Annotated in this window: 17 protein-coding genes and 1 tRNA gene; 9 read left to right on the top strand and 9 right to left on the bottom strand. The window is 51.0% G+C overall.

Annotated elements, in window-relative coordinates:
• The first annotated feature begins 8 nt into the window (after positions 1-8).
• From ACO0LD_RS07030 to ACO0LD_RS07010, 5 genes are all read left to right on the top strand, one after another.
• Positions 9-869: a cytochrome c1 gene (locus ACO0LD_RS07030; RefSeq protein ID WP_423005131.1), complete on the top strand. Its 861-nt coding sequence runs from the start codon at positions 9-11 to the stop codon at positions 867-869.
• 150 nt (positions 870-1019) lie between these two features.
• Positions 1020-1631, top strand: coding sequence for a glutathione S-transferase N-terminal domain-containing protein (locus tag ACO0LD_RS07025; RefSeq protein WP_110256517.1), 612 nt, complete (start codon positions 1020-1022; stop codon positions 1629-1631).
• 138 nt (positions 1632-1769) lie between these two features.
• On the top strand, positions 1770-2258 hold the full coding sequence (locus tag ACO0LD_RS07020) for a ClpXP protease specificity-enhancing factor (protein WP_423005129.1): 489 nt from the start codon (positions 1770-1772) through the stop codon (positions 2256-2258).
• A gap of 58 nt (positions 2259-2316) precedes the next feature.
• A tRNA-Thr gene (locus ACO0LD_RS07015) sits at positions 2317-2392 on the top strand.
• Between the two features lie 183 nt (positions 2393-2575).
• Positions 2576-4762 carry a S9 family peptidase gene (locus ACO0LD_RS07010; protein ID WP_423005127.1) on the top strand — a complete coding sequence of 729 codons (2187 nt, stop codon included), beginning with the start codon at positions 2576-2578 and terminating at the stop codon, positions 4760-4762.
• A gap of 62 nt (positions 4763-4824) precedes the next feature.
• Here the strand turns inward: ACO0LD_RS07010 and ACO0LD_RS07005 are convergent, their stop codons facing one another.
• The gene (locus tag ACO0LD_RS07005) at positions 4825-5487 is read right to left on the bottom strand and encodes a glutathione S-transferase family protein (protein WP_423005125.1); all 663 of its coding nucleotides are present in this window, start codon (positions 5485-5487) and stop codon (positions 4825-4827) included.
• Between the two features lie 12 nt (positions 5488-5499).
• The gene (locus tag ACO0LD_RS07000) at positions 5500-5928 is read right to left on the bottom strand and encodes a DoxX family protein (RefSeq protein WP_423005123.1); all 429 of its coding nucleotides are present in this window, start codon (positions 5926-5928) and stop codon (positions 5500-5502) included.
• A 78-nt stretch (positions 5929-6006) separates the two neighbouring features.
• Between ACO0LD_RS07000 and ACO0LD_RS06995 the strand changes: the two genes are divergently transcribed.
• Positions 6007-6903 (top strand): LysR family transcriptional regulator, encoded by an 897-nt coding sequence (locus ACO0LD_RS06995; RefSeq protein WP_423005121.1) that lies wholly within the window; start codon positions 6007-6009, stop codon positions 6901-6903.
• A 55-nt stretch (positions 6904-6958) separates the two neighbouring features.
• Here the strand turns inward: ACO0LD_RS06995 and ACO0LD_RS06990 are convergent, their stop codons facing one another.
• Positions 6959-9046, bottom strand: coding sequence for an esterase-like activity of phytase family protein (locus ACO0LD_RS06990; RefSeq protein WP_423005119.1), 2088 nt, complete (start codon positions 9044-9046; stop codon positions 6959-6961).
• Positions 9047-9207: 161 nt separating this feature from the next.
• Between ACO0LD_RS06990 and ACO0LD_RS06985 the strand changes: the two genes are divergently transcribed.
• On the top strand, positions 9208-10053 hold the full coding sequence (locus ACO0LD_RS06985; protein WP_423005117.1) for a hypothetical protein: 846 nt from the start codon (positions 9208-9210) through the stop codon (positions 10051-10053).
• Between the two features lie 183 nt (positions 10054-10236).
• Here the strand turns inward: ACO0LD_RS06985 and ACO0LD_RS06980 are convergent, their stop codons facing one another.
• Together ACO0LD_RS06980 and grxD are read right to left on the bottom strand one after the other, a co-directional pair.
• Positions 10237-10827 carry a UbiX family flavin prenyltransferase gene (locus tag ACO0LD_RS06980; RefSeq protein WP_422950348.1) on the bottom strand — a complete coding sequence of 197 codons (591 nt, stop codon included), beginning with the start codon at positions 10825-10827 and terminating at the stop codon, positions 10237-10239.
• 7 nt (positions 10828-10834) lie between these two features.
• Complete coding sequence (grxD, locus tag ACO0LD_RS06975; RefSeq protein ID WP_422950349.1) at positions 10835-11146, bottom strand: Grx4 family monothiol glutaredoxin; 312 nt, start codon at positions 11144-11146, stop codon at positions 10835-10837.
• Positions 11147-11419: 273 nt separating this feature from the next.
• On the opposite strand from grxD, the gene ACO0LD_RS06970 reads away from it, so the two are divergent.
• On the top strand, positions 11420-13267 hold the full coding sequence (locus ACO0LD_RS06970) for a sigma-54-dependent Fis family transcriptional regulator (protein ID WP_423005883.1): 1848 nt from the start codon (positions 11420-11422) through the stop codon (positions 13265-13267).
• Here the strand turns inward: ACO0LD_RS06970 and ACO0LD_RS06965 are convergent, their stop codons facing one another.
• From ACO0LD_RS06965 to ACO0LD_RS06950, 4 genes are all read right to left on the bottom strand, one after another.
• Complete coding sequence (locus ACO0LD_RS06965) at positions 13268-13657, bottom strand: DUF779 domain-containing protein (protein WP_423005115.1); 390 nt, start codon at positions 13655-13657, stop codon at positions 13268-13270.
• Positions 13658-13878: 221 nt separating this feature from the next.
• Positions 13879-15399 carry an aldehyde dehydrogenase gene (gene adh / locus ACO0LD_RS06960; RefSeq protein ID WP_423005113.1) on the bottom strand — a complete coding sequence of 507 codons (1521 nt, stop codon included), beginning with the start codon at positions 15397-15399 and terminating at the stop codon, positions 13879-13881.
• A gap of 293 nt (positions 15400-15692) precedes the next feature.
• Positions 15693-18041: a Tex family protein gene (locus tag ACO0LD_RS06955; protein WP_423005111.1), complete on the bottom strand. Its 2349-nt coding sequence runs from the start codon at positions 18039-18041 to the stop codon at positions 15693-15695.
• Between the two features lie 274 nt (positions 18042-18315).
• A complete protein-coding gene (locus tag ACO0LD_RS06950) occupies positions 18316-19449 on the bottom strand; it encodes a hypothetical protein (protein WP_423005109.1) in 1134 nt (377 codons plus the stop codon).
• 264 nt (positions 19450-19713) lie between these two features.
• Here ACO0LD_RS06950 and ACO0LD_RS06945 point away from each other — a divergent pair, with 264 nt between their 5' ends.
• Entirely contained in the window at positions 19714-20850 is a 1137-nt protein-coding gene (locus ACO0LD_RS06945) for a hypothetical protein (protein WP_423005107.1), read from the top strand.

The raw sequence follows: 20850 nt of genomic DNA, 5'->3' as shown, positions 1-20850 counted from the left end.
GAATAAGCATGAAATTACTTAAAAAACTGATCGCTGTGCTGGCATTTGCTCCTGCAATGGTACTGGCAAATAGTGGGTCCTTCCCACTGGACCACGCACCTGATCGCTCTACTGACCTGCCAGCATTGCAAAACGGTGCCAAGCTGTTCGTCAACTACTGCCTGAACTGCCACTCCGCGTCAGCCATGCGTTACAACCGTTTGAAAGATATCGGTTTGACAGATGAGCAGATCAGGCAGAACCTGCTGTTCACTGGCGAAAAAGTCGGCGACCTGATGAAAACCACCATGTCAGCCAAGGATGCCAAGGAATGGTTTGGCGCAGTGCCACCTGATTTGTCCGTGATTGCCCGTGCCAAAGCTTCTGGTGATGGTACTGGCGCTGACTGGATTTACACTTATCTGCGTACTTACTACCGTGATCAAACAAGACCGACTGGCTGGAATAATGCGGTATTTGAAAACGTCGGCATGCCTCATGTATTGTGGGAATTGCAGGGTGCCAAACGTGGTGCAACCGCCGTAGAAGTCAAGGAAGTAAAGACGGCAGATGGTAAAGCCAACGGCTTTGCTGAAACTACCGTTACCTTTGATGAGCAAGGCAATCGCAGCGAGCATACAGAAGCGCTGGCAGGCGAGCATCACCATGTCGGTAAAGAGCCTATTAAATTGGGCCTTGCCAGTGGTGGAACAATGAGCCGCCTTGAATATGACAATGCTGTTGGCGACCTGGTTGCTTACTTGCAGTGGATGGGTGAGCCGGCACAAAACACACGCAGACGCCTTGGCGTTTGGGTCTTGCTGTTCCTCGCTACGCTGGCAACTCTGGCATGGCGCTTGAATGCATCGTACTGGAAAGAAGTAAAATAAATGTAAGGTTTCGGGCTTGTGCTGTTAGCAGCATGAGCCAGGAATTTTTTGAGATCGTCCGTTTTTCTCCGTCGTAGACGGACGTGTAATCCCTGGGGTGAGGTGCGCTAAACTGGCTCCTCGCCCTGATCGTTTCTAAGGAACTATAAAATGATGGTTCTCTACTCGGGTACAACCTGCCCATTTTCTCAACGTTGCCGCCTGGTTCTGTTCGAAAAAGGCATGGATTTTGAAATCCGCGATGTTGATCTGTTTAACAAGCCTGAAGATATCTCGACCATGAATCCTTATGGTCAGGTGCCTATCCTGGTTGAACGTGAATTGATATTGTATGAATCCAATATCATCAACGAATACATCGATGAGCGCTTCCCGCATCCGCAACTGATGCCGGCAGACCCGCTGCAACGCGCCCGCGCCCGTTTGATGCTGTTCAATTTTGAAAAAGAATTGTTCATCCACGTCCACACTCTGGAAAACGACAAGAACACTGCGTCGGCCAAAGTACAGGACAAGGCACGTGCAGAAATTCGCGACCGCCTGACCCAGCTTGCGCCTTTGTTCGTCAAGAACAAATACATGCTGGGCGATGAATTCTCCATGCTGGACGTGGCCGTTGCCCCATTGTTGTGGCGCCTCGATCACTACGGTATAGAATTGTCGAAGACAGCAGCACCTTTGATGAAATATGCAGAACGTATTTTCTCCCGTCCTGCCTACATCGAAGCGCTGACACCTTCTGAAAAAGTCATGCGCAGATAAGCAAGACCTGTTTCAGGATAAGATAACAAGGCTGATGCAAACGTCAGCCTTGTTGTTTTTGGGCTGTCCGCCTAAAGTACCCTAAAGCACGTTCTTTACGTACATTTCTTAACGTACATTTTCACCGATTGTATAAACATGCAAGAAATATCTACCAAGCCTTATTTTATGCGTGCCATCTATGAGTGGTGCACTGACAATGGCTTTACTCCTTATATGGCGGTCAAGGTCAACCATGCTGCGCGCGTGCCCATGGAGTTCGTCAGGAACGGTGAAATTGTACTCAACATCAGTTTCGGCGCGACCAGTGGTCTGAAGATGGATAATGATGCGGTCGCCTTCAAAGCCCGCTTCGGTGGTGTATCCCGCGAAATCTATGTGCCGGTAGAAAATGTGCTGGCAGTGTATGCCAGTGAAAACGGCCAGGGCATGGCGTTTGAAGTTGACCTCAGCGAAACTGAAGAAGGCGCAGACGCAGCCATTGAAGTTGAAGAAAATACCAAACCTGTACTTGGTCTGGCTGCAGTAAGCAGCAAGCCAACACCTGTTGAAAATCAGGTTTCTACAGATGAACCTAAAAAATCTGAAAAAAAATCAGAAAAGCCCTCGCTAAAAATAATAAAGTAGCCTATAATCTTGGTCTTCGGGAATGCAACGGCAACGTGGCAAAAACGAAAAAAGTTTCGCCGACTTAGCTCATTTGGTAGAGCAGTTGACTTGTAATCATCAGGTGGCCAGTTCGATTCCGGCAGTCGGCACCAAATTAAAAACCCATCGTTAGCAATAACGGTGGGTTTTTTCTTTTCCATTCAAGAATCGTAATTATTCTTGATGTGAATTTTTCTTGAACTGCGCATCCCTGTCACGGTCATAATCCGTATCTGTTAAATTTCAGGACGTGGACTTTGACATACTTTTTCTTCAACTTGTGGCTTAGAGGTTTTATGCGAATTCGTATCGCGTCTTTTTTGTTGGCTATCAGCCCTGTTCTTGCCAGCAATGCTGCGCAAGCCCAGGATGGCATGCTCAGTCTTGAAATGATTTATCACCCGACAAAAAAAGAAAAATTTGATACCAGGACTTTGACACGTCTGGCCTGGGATGCGCAAAACCGGCTCATAGAAACCCAGAGTACAGCTGGGGTAGTGCAGCAGTTTGTAGTTAATCCAGCGACCTGGGAAAAGCAGGCCCTGCTGGCAGATGGCAATATCCTGGCGATGATGACAGCTGCGGGCATACCTGAAAAAGAAGCCAGGGTTCAGATAGATAAGCTGACACCGCAAATCAAGCCTGACTTGAAGTCTTATCTGTTCACTTATAAAAATGATTTGTGGTTGCTGGACCTGCAATTGAACAAGGTCAGGGAACTGACACATACGCCAGATCAGCATGAAGATGAAGCGATCTTGTCGCCCGACCTGCAATCAGTCGCCTATCTGAAGGGTAATGATATTTACCTGACGGATGTCGCTAGCGCCACAGAAAAACGCCTGACTACAGGTGGTAATGAAACCACGTTCAATGGCCGCCTGGACTGGGTGTACATGGAAGAGATTTATGGCCGTGGCAAATTGCGTGCATTCTGGTGGGCACCGGATTCCAAAAAAATCGCTTACTTGAGTTTTGATGAAAGCAAGGTGCCTGTCTACACTCTCAGCGGTGACCATGTGCAGCCTATCAAGAGCGAGCGCACACGCTATCCCAAGGCTGGTGACCCCAATCCTGAAGTCAAGTTGGGCGTTGTCGATATGACGGGCAAAACCAGTTGGACTGAAGACCCTTATGCCGGCAAGGAAACCCTGATCGTTCAGGTGGGCTGGACGCCAGGCGGCAAGTTGCTGGCATCCTGGCAAGACCGCGTGCAAACCTGGCTGGACTTGCGTATCTATGATGCTCAGTACCGCAGCAGGCAATTGCTGCGCGAGAGCAGCCCTGCCTGGGTGGAGCGCTTGCCTTTGCCGCAATTTTTGAAAGATGGTAGCTTTATCTGGGAATCTGACCGCACTGGTCACCATCATCTGTATCGCTATGACCAGCAATATCAGTTCAAGGGCGCGATCACCAAGGGCGACTGGGATATTCGTAGCGTCTATGGTGTGGATGAAGCAAAAGGCAAAGTCTTTTTTGCCGCCAATGAACGTAACCCCATAGGCAATGATGTGTATGCCGTCAATCTGGATGGCAGCAAGCTGCAAAGACTGACGACAGAATCAGGCACCCACTATGCACGCTGGAATAGTGCATATACCCATTTCATCGATAGCTGGAGTAGTCTCAAGCAGCCACCAAAGCAGGCAGTATTCAATGCAGGAGGTGTATCGCAAAAGCTGGTCGATGATGTTGGCGTGCCAGAAAAAATGCAAAGCCTGAAGCTGGCTAAAGTCACGCAACAGCAAATCAAATCGCGTGATGGCTTCCTGATGGAGAGCCTGCTGTTCCTGCCACCGGATTTTGATCCTAAAAAGAAATACCCGGTCTACCAGCATCTGTACTCTGGCCCCATGGCACCGCAGGTGGTTGACCGTTGGAACAACAACCTCTGGCATCATTTCCTGGCGCAGCAAGGCTATATCGTCTGGGTACTGGATAACTGCAGCGCCAGCAACAAGGGCCTGGCCAGCGCCTGGCCCATACACAAAAAACTGGGACAGCTGGAATTGCAAGATCAGCTAGATGGCCTGGAATGGTTGCGCAAGCAGGGTTGGGCCGACATGGACAGGATAGCCCTGAATGGCTGGAGTTATGGCGGCTATATGACTTCGTATGCGATGACGCACAGCAAGGCATGGAAAGTAGGTTTCGTCGGTGCGCCAGTGACAGATTACCGCCTGTATGACAGTGTCTATACCGAACGTTATATGGGCCTGCCACAAGACAATGCCGAAGGCTATGACAAGGGCAGCGTGCTGAAAGCCACCAAGGACTTGAGTGGCAAGATCATGCTCATGCATGGCACCATGGATGACAATGTCCACCCGCAAAATACCATCATGTTCATTGATGAACTGATCAAGAATGGCAAGGACTATAGCCTGCAATTGTATCCGGGTGCAGGCCACGGCCCGCGCGGGGACTGGACCATGTGGTCACTGCAAAAAGCAAAATGGGAATTCTTGAAAAACAATCTCTGATTCTTTTCTGATTCTTTGATATGGGACAATGAAAACGGTGCAGATAAATCTGCACCGTTTTTTTATCGCATCAAAGCTGACAAGGCAGAATGGCGCGCACGCAAGAAAGCACGTAATAAAGCAGGGTAGTCTTCACTGACAGCAGTCTGTACCGAAGCCCGCACCTGCAGGGTTTGCCGCCATGCTTTTAACTTGGGTAGGCCAGTAAAGAATCCAAAATCTGCTATCTCTTCAAACACATCAAAATAGCGGAACACTGGTGCAAATGCCGCATCTACCAGACTGAAATTTTCTTCTGAAAAATAAGGCCCGGTGCCTAGTTGCTTTTCCAGTTGTGCAAACTTCGTTTTTAGTTCTGCTGCTTTGGCATTCAAGATCTGCGTATCTGTTGCATTGTAAAAACCGCCTATGCTATTCAAGGTGGCCGAGGCAAATTCTATCCAGGCGCGGTGTTGTGCTCTTTCCAATGCAGCTTCTGGATGCAGGCGGTGTTGCGTGGTTTCCTCGAGGTATTCGCAAATGACTGCTGATTCAAAGATGGCTTGTCCATCGACCAGCAGTACCGGTGTCTTGCCCAGTGGTGACACTTGCAGGAACCACTCAGGCTTGTTCGCCAAGTCTATGTCTATGCGTTCAAACTCCAGACCTTTCTCAGCGAGGGTAATGGCAGCACGTTGCACATAGGGGCAAAGCTTGTGGCTGATCAGGGTATATGCATTGCTCATGATTTTCCCCTCTTATGTCAATGAAAAGCGTGAACTACGGCGCAGGGCAAAGGCACCATCACCGAGTAACCAGAGCGCGATTGAAGTCACGATCAGAAACACCGGATATTCCCAGCCACCATTTGGGCTGGTATGTACCCAGCCATTGCCAAAATGCACAGTCGCGGCAACCGCCATGATGGGCACCAGTGCCAGCGCAACCTGGCGGCTGTAGATGCCGAGTACCAGTGCCAGGCCGCCCAACAATTCCAGCGCAAATACGGGATAAGCGAGAAAGCCCGGATAACCTATGCTGGTAAAAAACTGCGCCGTACCGGGCAGGGTAAACACAAACAGTTTCAGCAGGGCGTGGGCTATCCACATGATGCCCAGGCTGATGCGCAGCAAAGTGATACCGTAGGCATTGCTGCCTTGGTCGTTAGAAGGATTTGAATGAGTCATTTTGTTCTCCAAAAAAGTGATTGATGGAGTTACTATATGATTTCGCATTTGCAATGAAAATAGGCGATGTAGCAAACTATGAATGCAAAAACGCAATACAGATTAAATTACAGATTAACTGCGGCTGATCTTGAAGTGGTGCTGGCGCTGGTACGCACAGGCAAGCTGGCTGAGGCGGGAGAACGGTTGGCACTGGATGCATCCACCGTCTTTCGTAGTATCCAAAAGCTGGAAAAAGGCCTGGGGCAACGCCTGTTTGAACGTTCGCGCACAGGTTATCAGGCCAATGAGTTGGCGCAGGAACTGGCGGTACATGCAGAGCAAATGGAAGCGCAGCTGGAAACTGCCCGTTCAGCCATGCAAATGCAGCCAGACCAGGTAGCAGGGGCAGTGCGCATCACAACCACAGACACCATATTACATGGCTTGCTGGCACCTGTCTTGAAGCCCTTGCAACTGCTGCATCCCTTATTGAGTCTGGACCTGCATGCAGGCAATGAACTGGCCAGCCTGACCAGGCGCGATGCCGACATTGCCATAAGGGCCAGCAAGCGGCCACCGCAGCATTTGATAGGCAGGCATCTGGGGCCGATACGGGTGGCTTTGTATGCAGGCAAGGCCAGCAAGATAAAGCACTTTGATGCGGACATTGCTCTGCGCCATCACTGGATCGCACCTGACGATGCCTTGCCAGAACATCCGTCAGTCGTGTGGCGCAAGAAGCATTTCCCAAAGCTGCAGGCGACCTACAAGGTCAATAGCATACTCACCGTGGCAGAGCTGGTGGGGCAGGGTTTGGGGTTGGGTATCTTGCCGCTATTCCTTGCTCAGGGCCGCAAGGATATGGTGCAACTGAGCGATGTGCTGGATGAATGCCAGACCGAGCTATGGCTGCTCACGCACACCGAAGCCAGACATTTGCGCCGGGTGTCGGCGGTGTATTCTTACCTGTCGCAAGAGATGGTCTTGAAATGAAAAAAGCCGCTGTGAGCTTGATCACTCACAGCGGCTTTCTATTGCTAAGACAATATCAGGAAGGGATATTGAAGTCGGACAGTTTCTTGCTGAATTTGAACAGCCAGATGCGGTTAGGGCGTTCAGTATCCGCACCACGGGCAACACGCATGGTATTGCCTGCGGTACAGCCCAGTGCACCTGCGGTGGTCGTCATCGCGCCATTGGCATCTACCGTGCATTTGGTGACGTCCGCACCAACTACGATGGCACCGGTAGGATCGACTATCACCGTCTTCATGCCAAAGTCATCGTCATTGGTCAGTGCCAGGGTGTTTTCATCGACCAGGGCTAGACCTTCGGCTTTTTCTGCCAGCCAGCCTGCATTGTTCAGGTCAAACAACTGTGTTTTCTTGAGCAAGACTACATCGGCATAATTGACACCATTGACTGCTGCACCTGTCATGCTGCTTTTTTCAAGGTCCGTGCTCATGTTGGCAATATCGGTCGCATTGCTAGGCACTTGTACCAGCATCAGCTTGTTAAAGGCCTTTCCATTCGGGTCTGTGCCTTGTTCTATGACGATAAATTTGCCATTACCCAGCGATACCATATCACCCAGTTTGGCATTTCCTGTCTTGCCTGCAGTGTATTGCGTGCTGTCGATAGGGTAGGCATACAATTTGGTTTTTTCTGTCGTTGGGTCAAACTCAACCCAGCGGTTGAACTTCGCATAATCTTTGATACTTTCACTGGTCGCCGCAGTGGCACCGGGCACGACGTAATTGGCCTTGCCATCGTCCAGCGGGCTTTGGATAAAACCATTTAATTTGCCGGTGGCTACTTCCAGTGACAGACCTTCCATACCGCGATTGGCACGGCGTTTCAACAAGACGGCAGGCAGGTCGCTTGCACCTGTACCTGGCTGGTATTTTTTCAGGATGATGCCGGTGGCAACATCAATCTTCAAAATGAAAGGGCCGTATTCATCTGATACCCAGACCACGCCACGTGCTGCATCATAGACGATGGATTCAGTATCCAGGCCATAGTCGCTGAACGTGGTTTTGCTGCTGGCATCAAATTTTGCCGCATCATTCAAAGGCACTTCGGCTGAAGAGCCCAGCTTGCCAGCCGCTATAGACAGGCCGGACGCATTGATGGTAGGGCTGAATTTGATAGGCGTGCTGGATTTCAGGACCGCGCCATCCTTGCCTATGCTGATCAGACCAAATGAAGGTGTGAAGCTGGGGGAGGGGAAGAATTTGGCATCACTCGTGCCAGTAGCGCCAGGGGTCACGACAGAGTTAGGTACTTTGGGGCCATCGCCGTTAGGACCACGGTCGGTGATGCCATAAAATTCCAGCGAGCCATCAGCGGCCTTGCCTTTGAATGTCAGACCAGAACCATAGGATGGCAAGAAGCCTTTCGGGAATTCTGCCTTGACTGCAGCATTCGTGCCCTCATACGGCACAAAGAAATTATCCGCAGCCTGGACCTGATAACGCGTGATGGCGGCGCTGACCGTGCCCAGGGCATTGGTTTGCGTCACAGTATCAACGACAGGTGTGCCCAGCCTGGATGCCATGGTGTCTTCAAAATGTTCGCGTACCAAGGTGCGGCGGTCTGCATCCACGGTGAGCTTTTGGTAATTCGCTGACAGCTTGGCCAAAGTTGCAGTCAGTGCCGTATTGAAGTTGGCAGCATTTGCATTGAAGTCCAGCGTCTGGCCAGCGAGTGCAGTCTTTACTGTAGCAGGTATTTTGATGCCTGTTGCAACATCATTGTCTTCATCCAGCAATTGCAGGAATAGCAGGCGGTTGACGACGCTGTCATCCTTGACGTTGCTGGAATTGGCCAGCGTCAATGGCGTTGCAGTTGCCGCACAAGGCGCATTACCCAGGGCGATACCGCCGACTGAGAACGCGACGGTGTCACCTGCGTTGCAGCTAAAGCCGCCAGTAGCAGATGTGCTGAGCTTGCTGCCGCCCGCGATGGAATAATCCAGGCCTTCGACTGCGGCATCCAGGAACACACCATTCACAGGAGTAGGTGTGGCTGGGGTGGCGACCGTATTGTTGCTGCTGCCACCGCAGGCAGTGAGCAACATGGCGGCAGCCAGGCTGCTGCTGACTAGCATCAGGTTTTTGCTACTTTGCTTCATTTGATATGCCTCGTGAGTACGTAAATTTGCGTGAAAATTCTTGCCCGCGAATTTACTACCGGCATGTGACGCAGCAATGACACCATCGATAGTGCCGTCGTAATGCGAGGGTCACAATTGGCTTTTATAGTGTGCTCACCAAAATCCACGGAGTGCATGTCATGATGAAATCTACGATACGTCGCGCAATATCCAGTCTGGCTTTGACATTGCTGCTGCCGCTAGAACACGCAGTTGCTGCCAGCAATATGGTGCCTGACTATGAAGTGAAGTTGCTGATGAACCCGAATGTGGTCCTGGATGCCGATCACAAACTCAAGAGTACGGTGCTCAATACCTTCAACATGCCAACATCTGTGACCAAGATGAATGTCCTGTTCATGGATACCAATGCCAAGGATATCTACAGCAATACCTGGATAGCGCGGATACGCAAGACTGAAGGTGAAAGTGATTTTGAGCTGACCTACAAGAAGCGCTATGCCATAGACAATGGCAATATCACTGAAGCCCTGTATAAAGCCAATGCAGAAGGTTTTGACTCTACAGAAAAGAATTATGAAGCTCAGGTCGAATGGGGCTATCAAAAGAAAACCCTGAGTATTTCCAACAGCAAGACAGACAGCAAATCCGGTTATAGCGGCATGGACCTGCCATCGGCCAGTGACTCTCGCAGTCTGCTCAAAAAGAATATCCCTGGCAAGCTGAATAACTGGCTGTATAGCGGCTGGGGCACATCCATGCTGGATAGCTCGCGCAGGTATGGCCCGATACTGGCCAAGCGCTCAGTCGGCACCTGGAGCGGCTTGAAGCTGTATATCGAAGTCTGGCCTATCCTGAACCAGGCTGGCACAGGCACTGACTACATTGTTGAGGCCTCTTTCAAGACCACGAGCGAAACAACAGCCTCTGCCAAGCATGATGAATTGCAGGCGTATCTGATTTCACGTGGATGGTTTGTGGCTGAGGATTCGCTGAAGACCCAGCTCATCATGGATAGGTACTAAGGACTTACACAAAATTGTCCCAGCAAGGCTAACGCTTTAGGTAAGCACTCTTGCAAGAGTGCTTCGTTACGTTGGCAGACAACGTGTTGTCTGAAACCCCAAAAACACCGTGGCGACGAAGACAGTACTTTTTTAGTACGGCTAGTCGCTGCAACGCAGTTGGGGCGGTTTTGTGTAAATCCGCTAAGAATCTTTAAGGCCTTGCCAGCGTGGCGTCAGTTCATGCGGCAAGGCAAACATATCGAGTACGCGACCAAGAGTGTGATCGACCATCTCTTCTATGCTTTGCGGGCGGTGGTAAAAACCAGGCAGGGGTGGGAAGATGATGCCGCCCATTTCTGTGACGGCTGTCATATTGCGCAAGTGCGCGAGGTTGAAGGGTGTTTCGCGCACCATCAGTACCAGGCGGCGGCGCTCTTTCAGGACCACATCGGCAGCGCGGGTGATGAGGTTGTCGGACAGCCCATGTGCCACGGCTGCCAGGGTTTTCATCGAGCAGGGCGCGATGACCATGCCATCTGACAAAAACGAACCGCTGGCAATACTCGCGCCGACATCGCGCACATTGTGGACAACATCGGCCAGAGCTTCTACATCCTTGCGCTTCAAGTCCATTTCCTGATGCAGGTTCAGCACACCTGCTTCTGAAATCAGCAAATGGCTTTCCACGCCAGAAATATTGCGCAGGACTTGCAGCAGCCGCACACCATAGATGGCACCTGTTGCACCGGTAATGGCAACAATCAGACGCTTGGGGGCTGCGGCTTCAGTCATGCCTTGCTTAGTCTTTCAGCAAGGTCTGCAATTCACCGCTGTCAAACATTTCGTTCATGATGTCAGAGCCGCCAACGAATTCGCCTTTGACATACAACTGCGGTACGGTAGGCCAGTTGGAAAAATCCTTGATACCCTGGCGTACTTCCGGGTCTTCCAGCACATTCACGGTGACCATGTTTTGCACACCGCAGGTCTTCAACAATTGTATTGCGCGGCCAGAAAAGCCGCATTGCGGGAATTGGGCAGTACCCTTCATGAATAACACGACAGGGTTTGCAGTAACAGTTTCTTTGATCCAGCTTTGTACGTCGCTCATGGCTATCTTCCAGTAATTATTACGAATACCGTCATTATAGTAGAAAGCACACTGCAGTGTCGGTTAGCTCAGGTCACGTAAGTGAAGGTAAATTAATTTGCGGTTTCTGGTGCGATAATCTATTAGTGTTACATTAAGACCTTAGAGCAATAGCCTAGAGCCGATAAATCGGTCATGTCGCTGGAGACCCGTATGCAAATGCGTGACACTGGAATTTCCTCTGGGCAAATGCCGCATGGTTCTGGCATAAGTCCTGCTTCATCTGCCCGCATGATGATAGAACAGGCACATGAACGCTCCGCCGCCTATGGCTTGCCGCGCACGGCTACGCCAGATTATGGCCCTCTGGGCAAGACTGATCTCAAGACCCTGCTGGAGCAAAACCGGGTCTTGCACCAGCATGCCTTGCCCGTCATGGAAAACCTGTATGAGCAAATAATTAACACGCACAATATGGTCATCCTGACCGATGTGAATGGACTGATTATTCATACCCTGGGCGATGCTGATTTCCTGGAAAAGGCGGACAGGGTGGCACTCAGCCCCGGCGTCGCCTGGTCTGAACGCAGCAAGGGTACCAATGCCATAGGCACCGCCATTGCCGAAAAAACACCCACTATCGTTCATGCAGACCAGCATTATCTCGAAGCTAACAATTTCCTGACTTGCTCTGCCGCACCTATCTTTGATGTCATGGGCAATGTTATCGGCGTGCTGGATGTCACTGGTGACCAGCATAATTTCCACAAGCACACCATGGCCCTGGTGCGCATGTCGGCGCAGATGATAGAAAACCAGTTGTTTGCCTCTTCTTTTCAAGATGCCATCAAACTCAGCTTTCATAGCCGCCCGGAATTTTTGGGCACCCTGATGGAAGGCATCGCCTGTTTCGACAGCGATGGCCGCTTTTTATCCGCCAGCCGCAGTGGCTTGTTCCAGCTGGGTTTGCCACTTTCTGCCTTGCAGACGCATACCTTCAGTTCCTTGTTTGGCTTGCCTGTGTCAGCCCTGCATGAGCACTACCGCACTGCGACACCGGGTTTGCTGACCTTGTGCCTGCACAATGGCGTGCGTGTATATGCCAGGAGCCAGAGCCTCAAGCGCCCCTCAGCCTCCGCCAGGCATATACTGGACAATGCGCGTGAACCGCAAGCGGCAGAAGTCAAACCTAAACTATCCAGCCTGCATTATCTGGATACCGGCGATGAGCAACTTGCCCGCGCCATCGATAAACTCAAACGCGTCATAGGTCGTGATATCTCGATACTGGTGACGGGTGAGACCGGCACAGGCAAGGAATTGCTGGCCCAGGCTGTGCACAATGATTCACCCCGTAAATCCGGCCCCTTTGTTGCCGTGAATTGTGCATCCATACCAGAGACCCTGATTGAATCAGAGTTATTCGGCTATGAAGATGGCGCATTCACTGGCGCACGCAAGAAAGGCAATATAGGCAAGATCTTGCAGGCGAATGGCGGCACACTATTCCTTGATGAAATCGGTGACATGCCCCTCAATCTGCAAGCCCGTTTGCTGCGGGTCTTGCAAGAACGCATGGTGACTCCTCTCGGTAGCAGCAAATCCATCCCGGTCAACCTCGCCCTGATCTGCGCCACCAATCGTAATTTGCGCGAGATGATAGGCAAAGGCGAATTCCGTGATGACCTGTATTACCGCCTGAATGGCCTGGTAGTGCGCCTGCCACCCTTGCGCGAACGCACAGACCTTGATGTTGTCATTGCCAAAGTCCTGGCGACAGAAAGCGAAGGCAGGCAATACCGGATAGCACCTACAGTCATGCAGTTGTTTCACGCGCATGGCTGGCCGGGTAACTTCCGCCAATTGACGAATCTCTTGCGCACCGCCATTGTCATGACGGACGCCGATATGGAAATTCGTCTCGAACATTTGCCTGAAGATTTTCTGGAAGACATGGACATGGCACTCAAGCCCGTCGCCATAGCCTTGAGTCAAACACCATCCAGTCTGGACGCGCTGGAAATGGATGCCATACAACAGACCCTGCAACAGCATCAGGGTAATGTCACTGCTGCGGCCAAGGCCCTGGGCGTGTCGCGCAATACAATTTATCGCAAGCTAGCCGCTCTGAAGAGTGACTGATCAAACCTGCGGGCCGTGCAAAACCGCAGTACCAAGCAAATCATTTTCTTCATCAGTGAACAGGCGCGAGCGCGTCAGGAAACGCTTGCCCGTGCCATTGTCGAGTGAAAACATGCCACCCATGCCATTGACGACATCAATGATCAGTTGCGTGTGCCGCCAGTATTCAAACTGATCGCTGCCCATATAAAACGGCGTGCCATCCAGATCACCCAGATACACATCGGCATCGCCTATGCCATATTCATTCCTTGCATAACAAAGCGGTGAACTGCCATCACAGCAACCGCCAGACTGGAAAAATAATAGCGGGCCGTATTTGGTTTGCAGCGTACTGATAAATTCGAGTGCAGCGGGAGTTGCAGTGACGCGGGCGGGTGTGGTGGTCATTTTGTTTGTTTCGGTTGTTTTACGTAAAGACCAAAAAGCTCACCACAGAGACACGGAGACACAGAGAAAGGCAAGAGAAATCCTGGAAGGATATATTTTAAAATTTGTCTCTGTGTCTCTACTTTTATGGAGACACAGAGATAAGATTGTGTTTTGACCTTCTCTTGCTCTTCTCTGTGTCTCTGTGCCTCTGTGTTGAGAGGTCTTGAATTTAATGATTACTAAAAGAACCCCATCGCATTCGGGTTATAGCTCACCAGCAGGTTTTTAGTCTGTTGATAATGATCCAGCATCATCTTGTGGTTTTCACGTCCTATGCCGGATTGTTTATAACCGCCAAATGCAGCATGCGCCGGATACAGGTGGTAGCAATTAGTCCAGACGCGGCCAGCTTCGATGGCGCGGCCAACGCGGAAGGCGCGGGAACCGTCGCGTGTCCACAAACCTGCACCCAGGCCATACAGGGTATCGTTGGCGATAGAGATCGCGTCTTCTTCATCCTTGAAGGTCGTGACGGACACTACCGGGCCAAAGATTTCTTCCTGGAAGATGCGCATCTTGTTGTGGCCCTGGAAGATGGTCGGTTTGACGTAGTAACCCTTGGCTAGATCGCCATCCAGCATATTTCTTTCGCCGCCTATCAAGAGTTGCGCGCCTTCCTGTTTGCCTATGTCCAGGTAAGACAGGATTTTTTCCAGTTGTTCCTGTGAAGCCTGCGCACCTATCATGGTGGCGCTGTCGAGCGGGTTGCCCTGCTTGATGGCGGCAACACGTTTGATGGCCCTGGCCATGAACTGGTCATAGATGGATTCCTGTATCAATACGCGTGAAGGGCAGGTGCAGACTTCACCCTGGTTCAGCGCAAACATGGCAAAGCCTTCCAGGCATTTGTCGAAGAAGGCATCATCTTTTTCCATGACATCGGCAAAGAAGATATTCGGCGATTTGCCACCCAGTTCCAGAGTTACAGGAATCAGGTTTTGCGAAGCATATTGCATGATCAAGCGGCCAGTCCCAGTCTCACCGGTAAAGGCAATCTTGGCGATGCGTTTGCTTGATGCCAGTGGCTTGCCTGCCTCCAGGCCAAAGCCATTGACGACATTGAAGACTCCGGGTGGTAACAGGTCCTTGATCAAATCAACCAATACCATGATGGAGGCCGGTGTCTGTTCTGCCGGTTTCATGACGATGCAATTGCCTGCGGCCAGGGCAGGTGCCATTTTCCACACTGCCATCAGGATAGGGAAGTTCCATGGAATGATCTGGCCAACGACGCCTAGCGGTTCATGAAAGTGATAGGCATAAGTCTGGTCATCGATCTGTGAAACCGAGCCTTCCTGCGCACGTATGCAACCGGCAAAGTAACGGAAGTGGTCTATCGCCAGCGGAATATCTGCCGCCATGGTTTCGCGTATGGGTTTGCCATTGTCTATAGTCTCTGCGGTCGCGAGCAGGCTCAGATTGGCTTCCATGCGATCAGCGATCTTGTTGAGAATGTTGGCGCGCTCGGCTGGCGAAGTTTTACCCCAGGCCACTTTTGCAGCATGGGCAGCATCAAGTGCCAGTTCCACATCTTCAGCCGTTGAGCGCGCCACTTCGCAAAATGCCTGGCCGATGACAGGGCTGATGTTCTCGAAATATTCACCCTTGACCGGTGCCACAAATTTACCGCCTATGAAATTATCGTAGCGTTTGGCGAAAGGATTGCTGATACCGAGTTTGCTGATGTCTGCCATGTTCATGATGGTGGTCTCCGTTGTTTATTAGATGGTGCGCATAAGCTGCGACACGGGGATAACAACGCAAACGGCGTGCCATGCTGGAAATGTTTTCCTGAAAGAAAAACACAGCAGGTGCAGACTGGAGATAGGAAGGGTACAGAGGGGAATTTACTGCTGGTACTGGTGATGGACTTGCTGGGAAGAGGTATATAGAAAATCCGGGTGTAACATTATTTCGCAACTCTGATCAGACTGTCACAATTTGGGACAGTCTGATCATTGAGTTTATTGCTTGCTTATTGCTTAGTTACTACTTACCCACGCAATTTCGCAAACGCCGCTGCCATTGCATTACCAGCAGGTGCTGGTGCCTGGGCTTGTGAGCGGTGTTGATTGAGGCGCTTGGCGTCATTACGGTCACCGCGTTGTTCAGGCTTGCTGCCTGCCACAGATGCAGCATCTGTCAAACGCATGGTCAGGGCGATACGCTGGCGTTTGACATCGACTTCCAGCACTTTCACTTTGACGACTTGCCCGGCTTTAACAACTGTATGCGGGTCTTTGACGAAAGTATTCGACAAGGCAGAGATATGTACCAGGCCATCCTGATGCACACCGATATCAACGAAAGCACCAAAGGCAGCCACGTTGGTGACCACGCCTTCCAGGATCATGTCAGGGCGCAAATCCTTGATTTCTTCTACGCCGTCCTTGAAGGTGGCGGTAGTGAATTCTGGACGTGGGTCACGGCCTGGTTTTTCCAGTTCACCGATGATGTCGGTGATAGTCGGTACACCAAATTTTTCATCGGCGTATTTGGCTGGATTCAAAGACTTCAGCAAACCAGCATCACCGATGACGCCCTTCACGTCCTTCTTGATATCCGCCAGGATTTTTTCTACCAGAGGATAAGATTCAGGATGGACTGCAGAAGCATCGAGCGGGTTGCTGCCGTTCATGATGCGCAAGAAACCGGCTGCCTGCTCGAAGGTCTTGTCACCCAGGCGCGGTACAGAGCGCAAGTCGGAACGTGAATTAAACATGCCCTTGGCATCGCGGAAATTGACGATGCTTTGCGCCACGCTGGACGACAGGCCAGACACGCGTGCCAGCAAAGGGGCAGAAGCGGTATTCACATCGACACCAACCGCATTCACGCAATCTTCAACCACTGCATCGAGTGAGCGCGCCAGTTGTGACTGGCTAACATCATGCTGGTACTGGCCTACGCCGATAGACTTGGGATCAATCTTCACCAGCTCAGCCAGTGGGTCTTGCAGGCGGCGTGCAATCGATACCGCACCACGGATGGACACATCCAGGTCAGGCAATTCTTTGGATGCAAATTCAGAAGCGGAATAGACAGATGCGCCAGCTTCAGAGACCACGATCTTGGTCAGCTTGAGCTCGGGTTTGAGCTTGATCAAATCGCCTGCCAGCTTGTCGGTTTCACGCGAAGCCGTGCCATTGCCGATAGAGATCAGCGATACATTATGTTTAGCCGCCAGTTGCGCCAATACATGCAGGGAACCATCCCAGTCATTGCGTGGCTGATGCGGGTAGATAGTCGCATATTCAACGACCTTGCCCGTCGCATCAACAATCGCCACCTTGACGCCGGTACGCAGGCCAGGATCAAGACCCATGGTGGCGCGTGGGCCAGCAGGTGCTGCCAGCAGCAGGGCTTTCAGGTTGCGGGCAAATACATTGATGGCTTCGACTTCTGCGGTTTCGCGCAGCTTGCCCATCAGCTCAGTATCGAGATGCATGAAGACCTTGACGCGCCAGGCCCAGCGCACTGTATCCACCAGCCATTTATCGGCTGGGCGGTCTTTCTGGCTCACGCCAAAGCGGGCAGCGATGCGGCTTTCGCATGGGTTCAGCGGTGCATCCCATTTTGGTTTTTCTTCTTCGCTATCCAGGCGCAGGCTGACTGTCAGCATTTCTTCACGGCGGCCACGGAACAGGGCCAGGGCGCGGTGAGAAGGGATGGTGCCCAGGGTTTCTGAATAGTCGAAATAATCGGCGAATTTTTCACCAGCTTCTTCTTTGCCAGCAACGACCTTGGATTCCACGATGCCGTGGTCATTCAGGTATTCACGCAGAGCCTGCAATAGGGTCGCATCCTCGGCAAAGCGTTCCATCAGGATCTGACGCGCACCATCAAGGGCGGCTTTGACGTCCGCAACGCCGGGGTTGTCGCCATTGTCGGTGGTGAAGGCCGGTTTCAGGTAACTGGCGGCTTCAGTATCCGGGTTCAGCATGGGGTCGGCCAGCAAGGCATCTGCCAGAGGCAGCAAACCAGCTTCAACGGCGATCTGGGCCTTGGTGCGGCGCTTGGGTTTGTATGGCAGGTACAAGTCTTCGAGACGGGTCTTGTCTTCGGCGTGGGTGATGGCGTCCAGCAGTACTGGCGTCATCTTGCCCTGTTCTTCTATCGAGGCAATGATGGCAGTGCGGCGGTCTTCCAGTTCGCGCAGGTAGCGCAGGCGCTCTTCCAGCAGGCGCAACTGGATATCATCCAGGCCACCGGTCACTTCTTTACGGTAACGGGCGATAAACGGGACCGTTGCACCTTCGTCCAGCAAGGCAACAGCAGCAGCAACCTGAACCGGCTTGGCAACCAGTTCTACGGCAAGTCTTTGTTCAATCGAAGGCAACATAAATCCAGAATCCAGACATAAAAAAAGCAATCAAGGCGCAGATGATACGCAATTTGTGACTTTGCGCCAGTCTTGACAGCGGGTGCAGACTAGGCTTAGAGCCAGGTATTTATTATTTAAGCTTTCATTTCTACCAATGCCCGAATTACCTCCTTCAGGCTGGTTCATGAAGCAGAAATGACAAAACTGCCCCTGGATATATAGCAAAAGGGGCAGAAAAGGGGAAGTTTAGCAGGCTGGCTTTAACGAAACTTATATATCAATAAGTACCCGCTCAATAAGCACCTGACCAGACATCCGCGCTTGCTACCTGTGGTGCAGGGGCTGCAGTTGCCACCAGCTCTGCAGGAGCAGGGACGGTGGCAGCCAATCCTGTGACACCATCGGCAGTCAGCACAAAGGCATGCGACTCATAAGTCTTGATATTCATGGCTGAACCAACGATCCAGCCTTTGTCGTTGATATCGGTAGCATTGGCAAGTGTCCATCCAGCGTCGCGCTGGGATTTGTCAAGGAACTGATTCAAATCTATGGGGGCACTGTCAGGTGTATTCCAGAGCAGGGCATGGAATTGGCCATCGGCAGTAATTTCAGAACCGACGATCTGGTTCTTGTTATTGATTGCACTTGTATAAGAAAAAGATCCAGCGGCACTTTGCAGAACGATTTCTTTTTGATTATTCCACAGCGTGGGGTGTGCATACATTTCATTGTCAAGGGTATAGCCAACAATCAAGCCATTATCATTGACGCTGGTGGCTGCACCGTGAAGCGTTGGCGATAAATTGATAATCTGGCCGTCTTTCCACATGACGGGATGTGTGTAGTCGTCAGGTTCTGCACCTGAAGCCCAGCCAACTACAAGGCCCTCATTATTGATCGCCAGCGCATCACTATCCTTGCCGCCCAGCGTACCCAGATCAATAACACCTTTGTCATTCCAAAGGGTGGCATGGTGCGCGTCCCATGAATTGCCTGTAAAGCTTTCACCCACGACCACGCCCTTGTCATTAATAGCCTGGGCAATACTTTTGTACTGATCGCTACTCAATGATGCCAGATAGTTTGTCTTGCCGTCTTGCCAGATCGTGGCGCTTACCTGGAAACTGCCGTTCACTTCTTTCAACGAAGAACCGACGATGGCAGAGAAGTTGTTGATCCCGTAGGCGTGGCTATCCACTTCTGCAAGCAGGCTGGTTTTGGGTACGTAATAGGAATTGTCCCAGATGGCAGCATAGGTGGTTTGAACGCCAAATTTATGGGAGCTGGATGCTTCATTTTTTGTATCGTTCCCTACCATCTGACCAGCATCATTGATGGCAGTGGCAAGACTATACTTACCACCGAAAGTACTCAGATCTGCATAGGTATAGACAGGTTTTTGAAAGCTGACTTCGTTTAAGGACATGCAACAGACTCCAAATGTTGTTTTGAACAAGGTAGATTTTTTTAACAGGACGCATCAGAAATTATGCTGCTCGTTGTTTTCACAGGTCTTGTTGGTTAATTGGTATGATGGAATAAAACCAGGTCCAAGCCGCAATTAACTGATTGCTTCGACAATGTTGCCATTATATTAGTTCTTGCTTTTCAACATTATTTTTATTTCAAGATGACTATTTCTGCCAAATTCATTTTGCGGCGTGCCCTTCCCATTCTTGCAATTACCGCCTTGAGCATGTCGAATGCGATGGCTATCGAAGATTGCGAATTAAACAAAGAGCACGTCAATCCTGCCAACGGCAGTACAACTGCAGGTAAAACCGGCATCATGAAATGCGTGGACAGGAATACGGGCAAGCTGGTGCGCGAGCAGGAATTGCGCGCGGGTGTTTTTATGGGCCTGGTGCGTTATTACAAGGACGGTGTCTTGTTCAAGGAACACAACGTCAATGAGCGTGGCAATACCGATGGTCGTGCGCGTGAATTTGCGCCAAATGGGCAAGTGCTGCGTGAAGAAAACAATGTGAATGGCAGTGCCCGCGGCCTGGTGCGCGAATGGTATCCCAATGGTGCCGCCAAGCGAATCTCTTTTATTGGTGAAAATCCCAAAGAAAAAGCCACCGTTAAATATACGCAGGACAAACAATTGAGCACAATTGAATGTGCTGACAAACCTTTGCTGGCACCCCATGCCAATGATGCAGCCCTGTGCGGTTTCAATGGCAAACCGTCCAAGGTGCAACTGTATGCAGAAGGCGGACGCTTGCGCAGTCAGTTCACCTTTCTGACGGGTGAGATCCAGCAAGCCACGCATTACTATGACAACGGCAAGCCTGAAACAGTGGACGAAGTTGGCACAAAACAAAAGACGCGCAAACAATATTTTGACACTGGTGTATTGCTGAAAGAGACTGTGTGGAATGTCACAGAAAAACCTGCAGCGATTGAACGCGAAGTTGAATATCATGAGACTGGCCAGAAAGTGCGCGAGCAGTTGTATGCCTTCGTTGAAAAAGATGGGCGTCGCCAGAATCGCTTGATATCCGATGCCAGTTTTTACCTGAATGGACAGCCGAAGCGTAGCGAGAAATTTACGCTTGAAGGCAAGGACGACGTCAAGGAAGTACGCAATTATTTCGATAGCGGAAAAATGTCCAACCACGAACGTTATGTCTATGAAGGCCGCTACCGCGAACGCCCGATTGGTGTTCACCAGAGTTTTGCGCAAAATGGCACATTGCTGCGTGAATCTCATTACGATGAACGTGGCCGCATACAGCGTGAACGCAGCTGGGATGAAAATGGCAAGCTGCTGGCAGATGATCAGGTTTATGAAGATGGATCGCGCAAGGCATTTTCAAAGTGA

The sequence above is a fragment of the Undibacterium sp. Ji83W genome, from assembly GCF_049340385.1.
Lineage (GTDB): Bacteria > Pseudomonadota > Gammaproteobacteria > Burkholderiales > Burkholderiaceae_D > Undibacterium.
This window is presented reverse-complemented; position numbering and strand designations above follow the sequence as displayed.

Bases quoted from the DNA above. Each gene is read 5' to 3' on its own strand.
- ACO0LD_RS07030 (WP_423005131.1), top strand. From the start codon at position 9: ATGAAATTACTTAAAAAACTGATCGCTGTGCTGGCATTTGCTCCTGCA.
- ACO0LD_RS07025 (WP_110256517.1), top strand. From the start codon at position 1,020: ATGATGGTTCTCTACTCGGGTACAACCTGCCCATTTTCTCAACGTTGC.
- ACO0LD_RS07020 (WP_423005129.1), top strand. From the start codon at position 1,770: ATGCAAGAAATATCTACCAAGCCTTATTTTATGCGTGCCATCTATGAG.
- ACO0LD_RS07010 (WP_423005127.1), top strand. From the start codon at position 2,576: ATGCGAATTCGTATCGCGTCTTTTTTGTTGGCTATCAGCCCTGTTCTT.
- ACO0LD_RS07005 (WP_423005125.1), bottom strand. From the start codon at position 5,487: ATGAGCAATGCATATACCCTGATCAGCCACAAGCTTTGCCCCTATGTG.
- ACO0LD_RS07000 (WP_423005123.1), bottom strand. From the start codon at position 5,928: ATGACTCATTCAAATCCTTCTAACGACCAAGGCAGCAATGCCTACGGT.
- ACO0LD_RS06995 (WP_423005121.1), top strand. From the start codon at position 6,007: ATGAATGCAAAAACGCAATACAGATTAAATTACAGATTAACTGCGGCT.
- ACO0LD_RS06990 (WP_423005119.1), bottom strand. From the start codon at position 9,046: ATGAAGCAAAGTAGCAAAAACCTGATGCTAGTCAGCAGCAGCCTGGCT.
- ACO0LD_RS06985 (WP_423005117.1), top strand. From the start codon at position 9,208: ATGATGAAATCTACGATACGTCGCGCAATATCCAGTCTGGCTTTGACA.
- ACO0LD_RS06980 (WP_422950348.1), bottom strand. From the start codon at position 10,827: ATGACTGAAGCCGCAGCCCCCAAGCGTCTGATTGTTGCCATTACCGGT.
- grxD (WP_422950349.1), bottom strand. From the start codon at position 11,146: ATGAGCGACGTACAAAGCTGGATCAAAGAAACTGTTACTGCAAACCCT.
- ACO0LD_RS06970 (WP_423005883.1), top strand. From the start codon at position 11,420: ATGATAGAACAGGCACATGAACGCTCCGCCGCCTATGGCTTGCCGCGC.
- ACO0LD_RS06965 (WP_423005115.1), bottom strand. From the start codon at position 13,657: ATGACCACCACACCCGCCCGCGTCACTGCAACTCCCGCTGCACTCGAA.
- adh (WP_423005113.1), bottom strand. From the start codon at position 15,399: ATGAACATGGCAGACATCAGCAAACTCGGTATCAGCAATCCTTTCGCC.
- ACO0LD_RS06955 (WP_423005111.1), bottom strand. From the start codon at position 18,041: ATGTTGCCTTCGATTGAACAAAGACTTGCCGTAGAACTGGTTGCCAAG.
- ACO0LD_RS06950 (WP_423005109.1), bottom strand. From the start codon at position 19,449: ATGTCCTTAAACGAAGTCAGCTTTCAAAAACCTGTCTATACCTATGCA.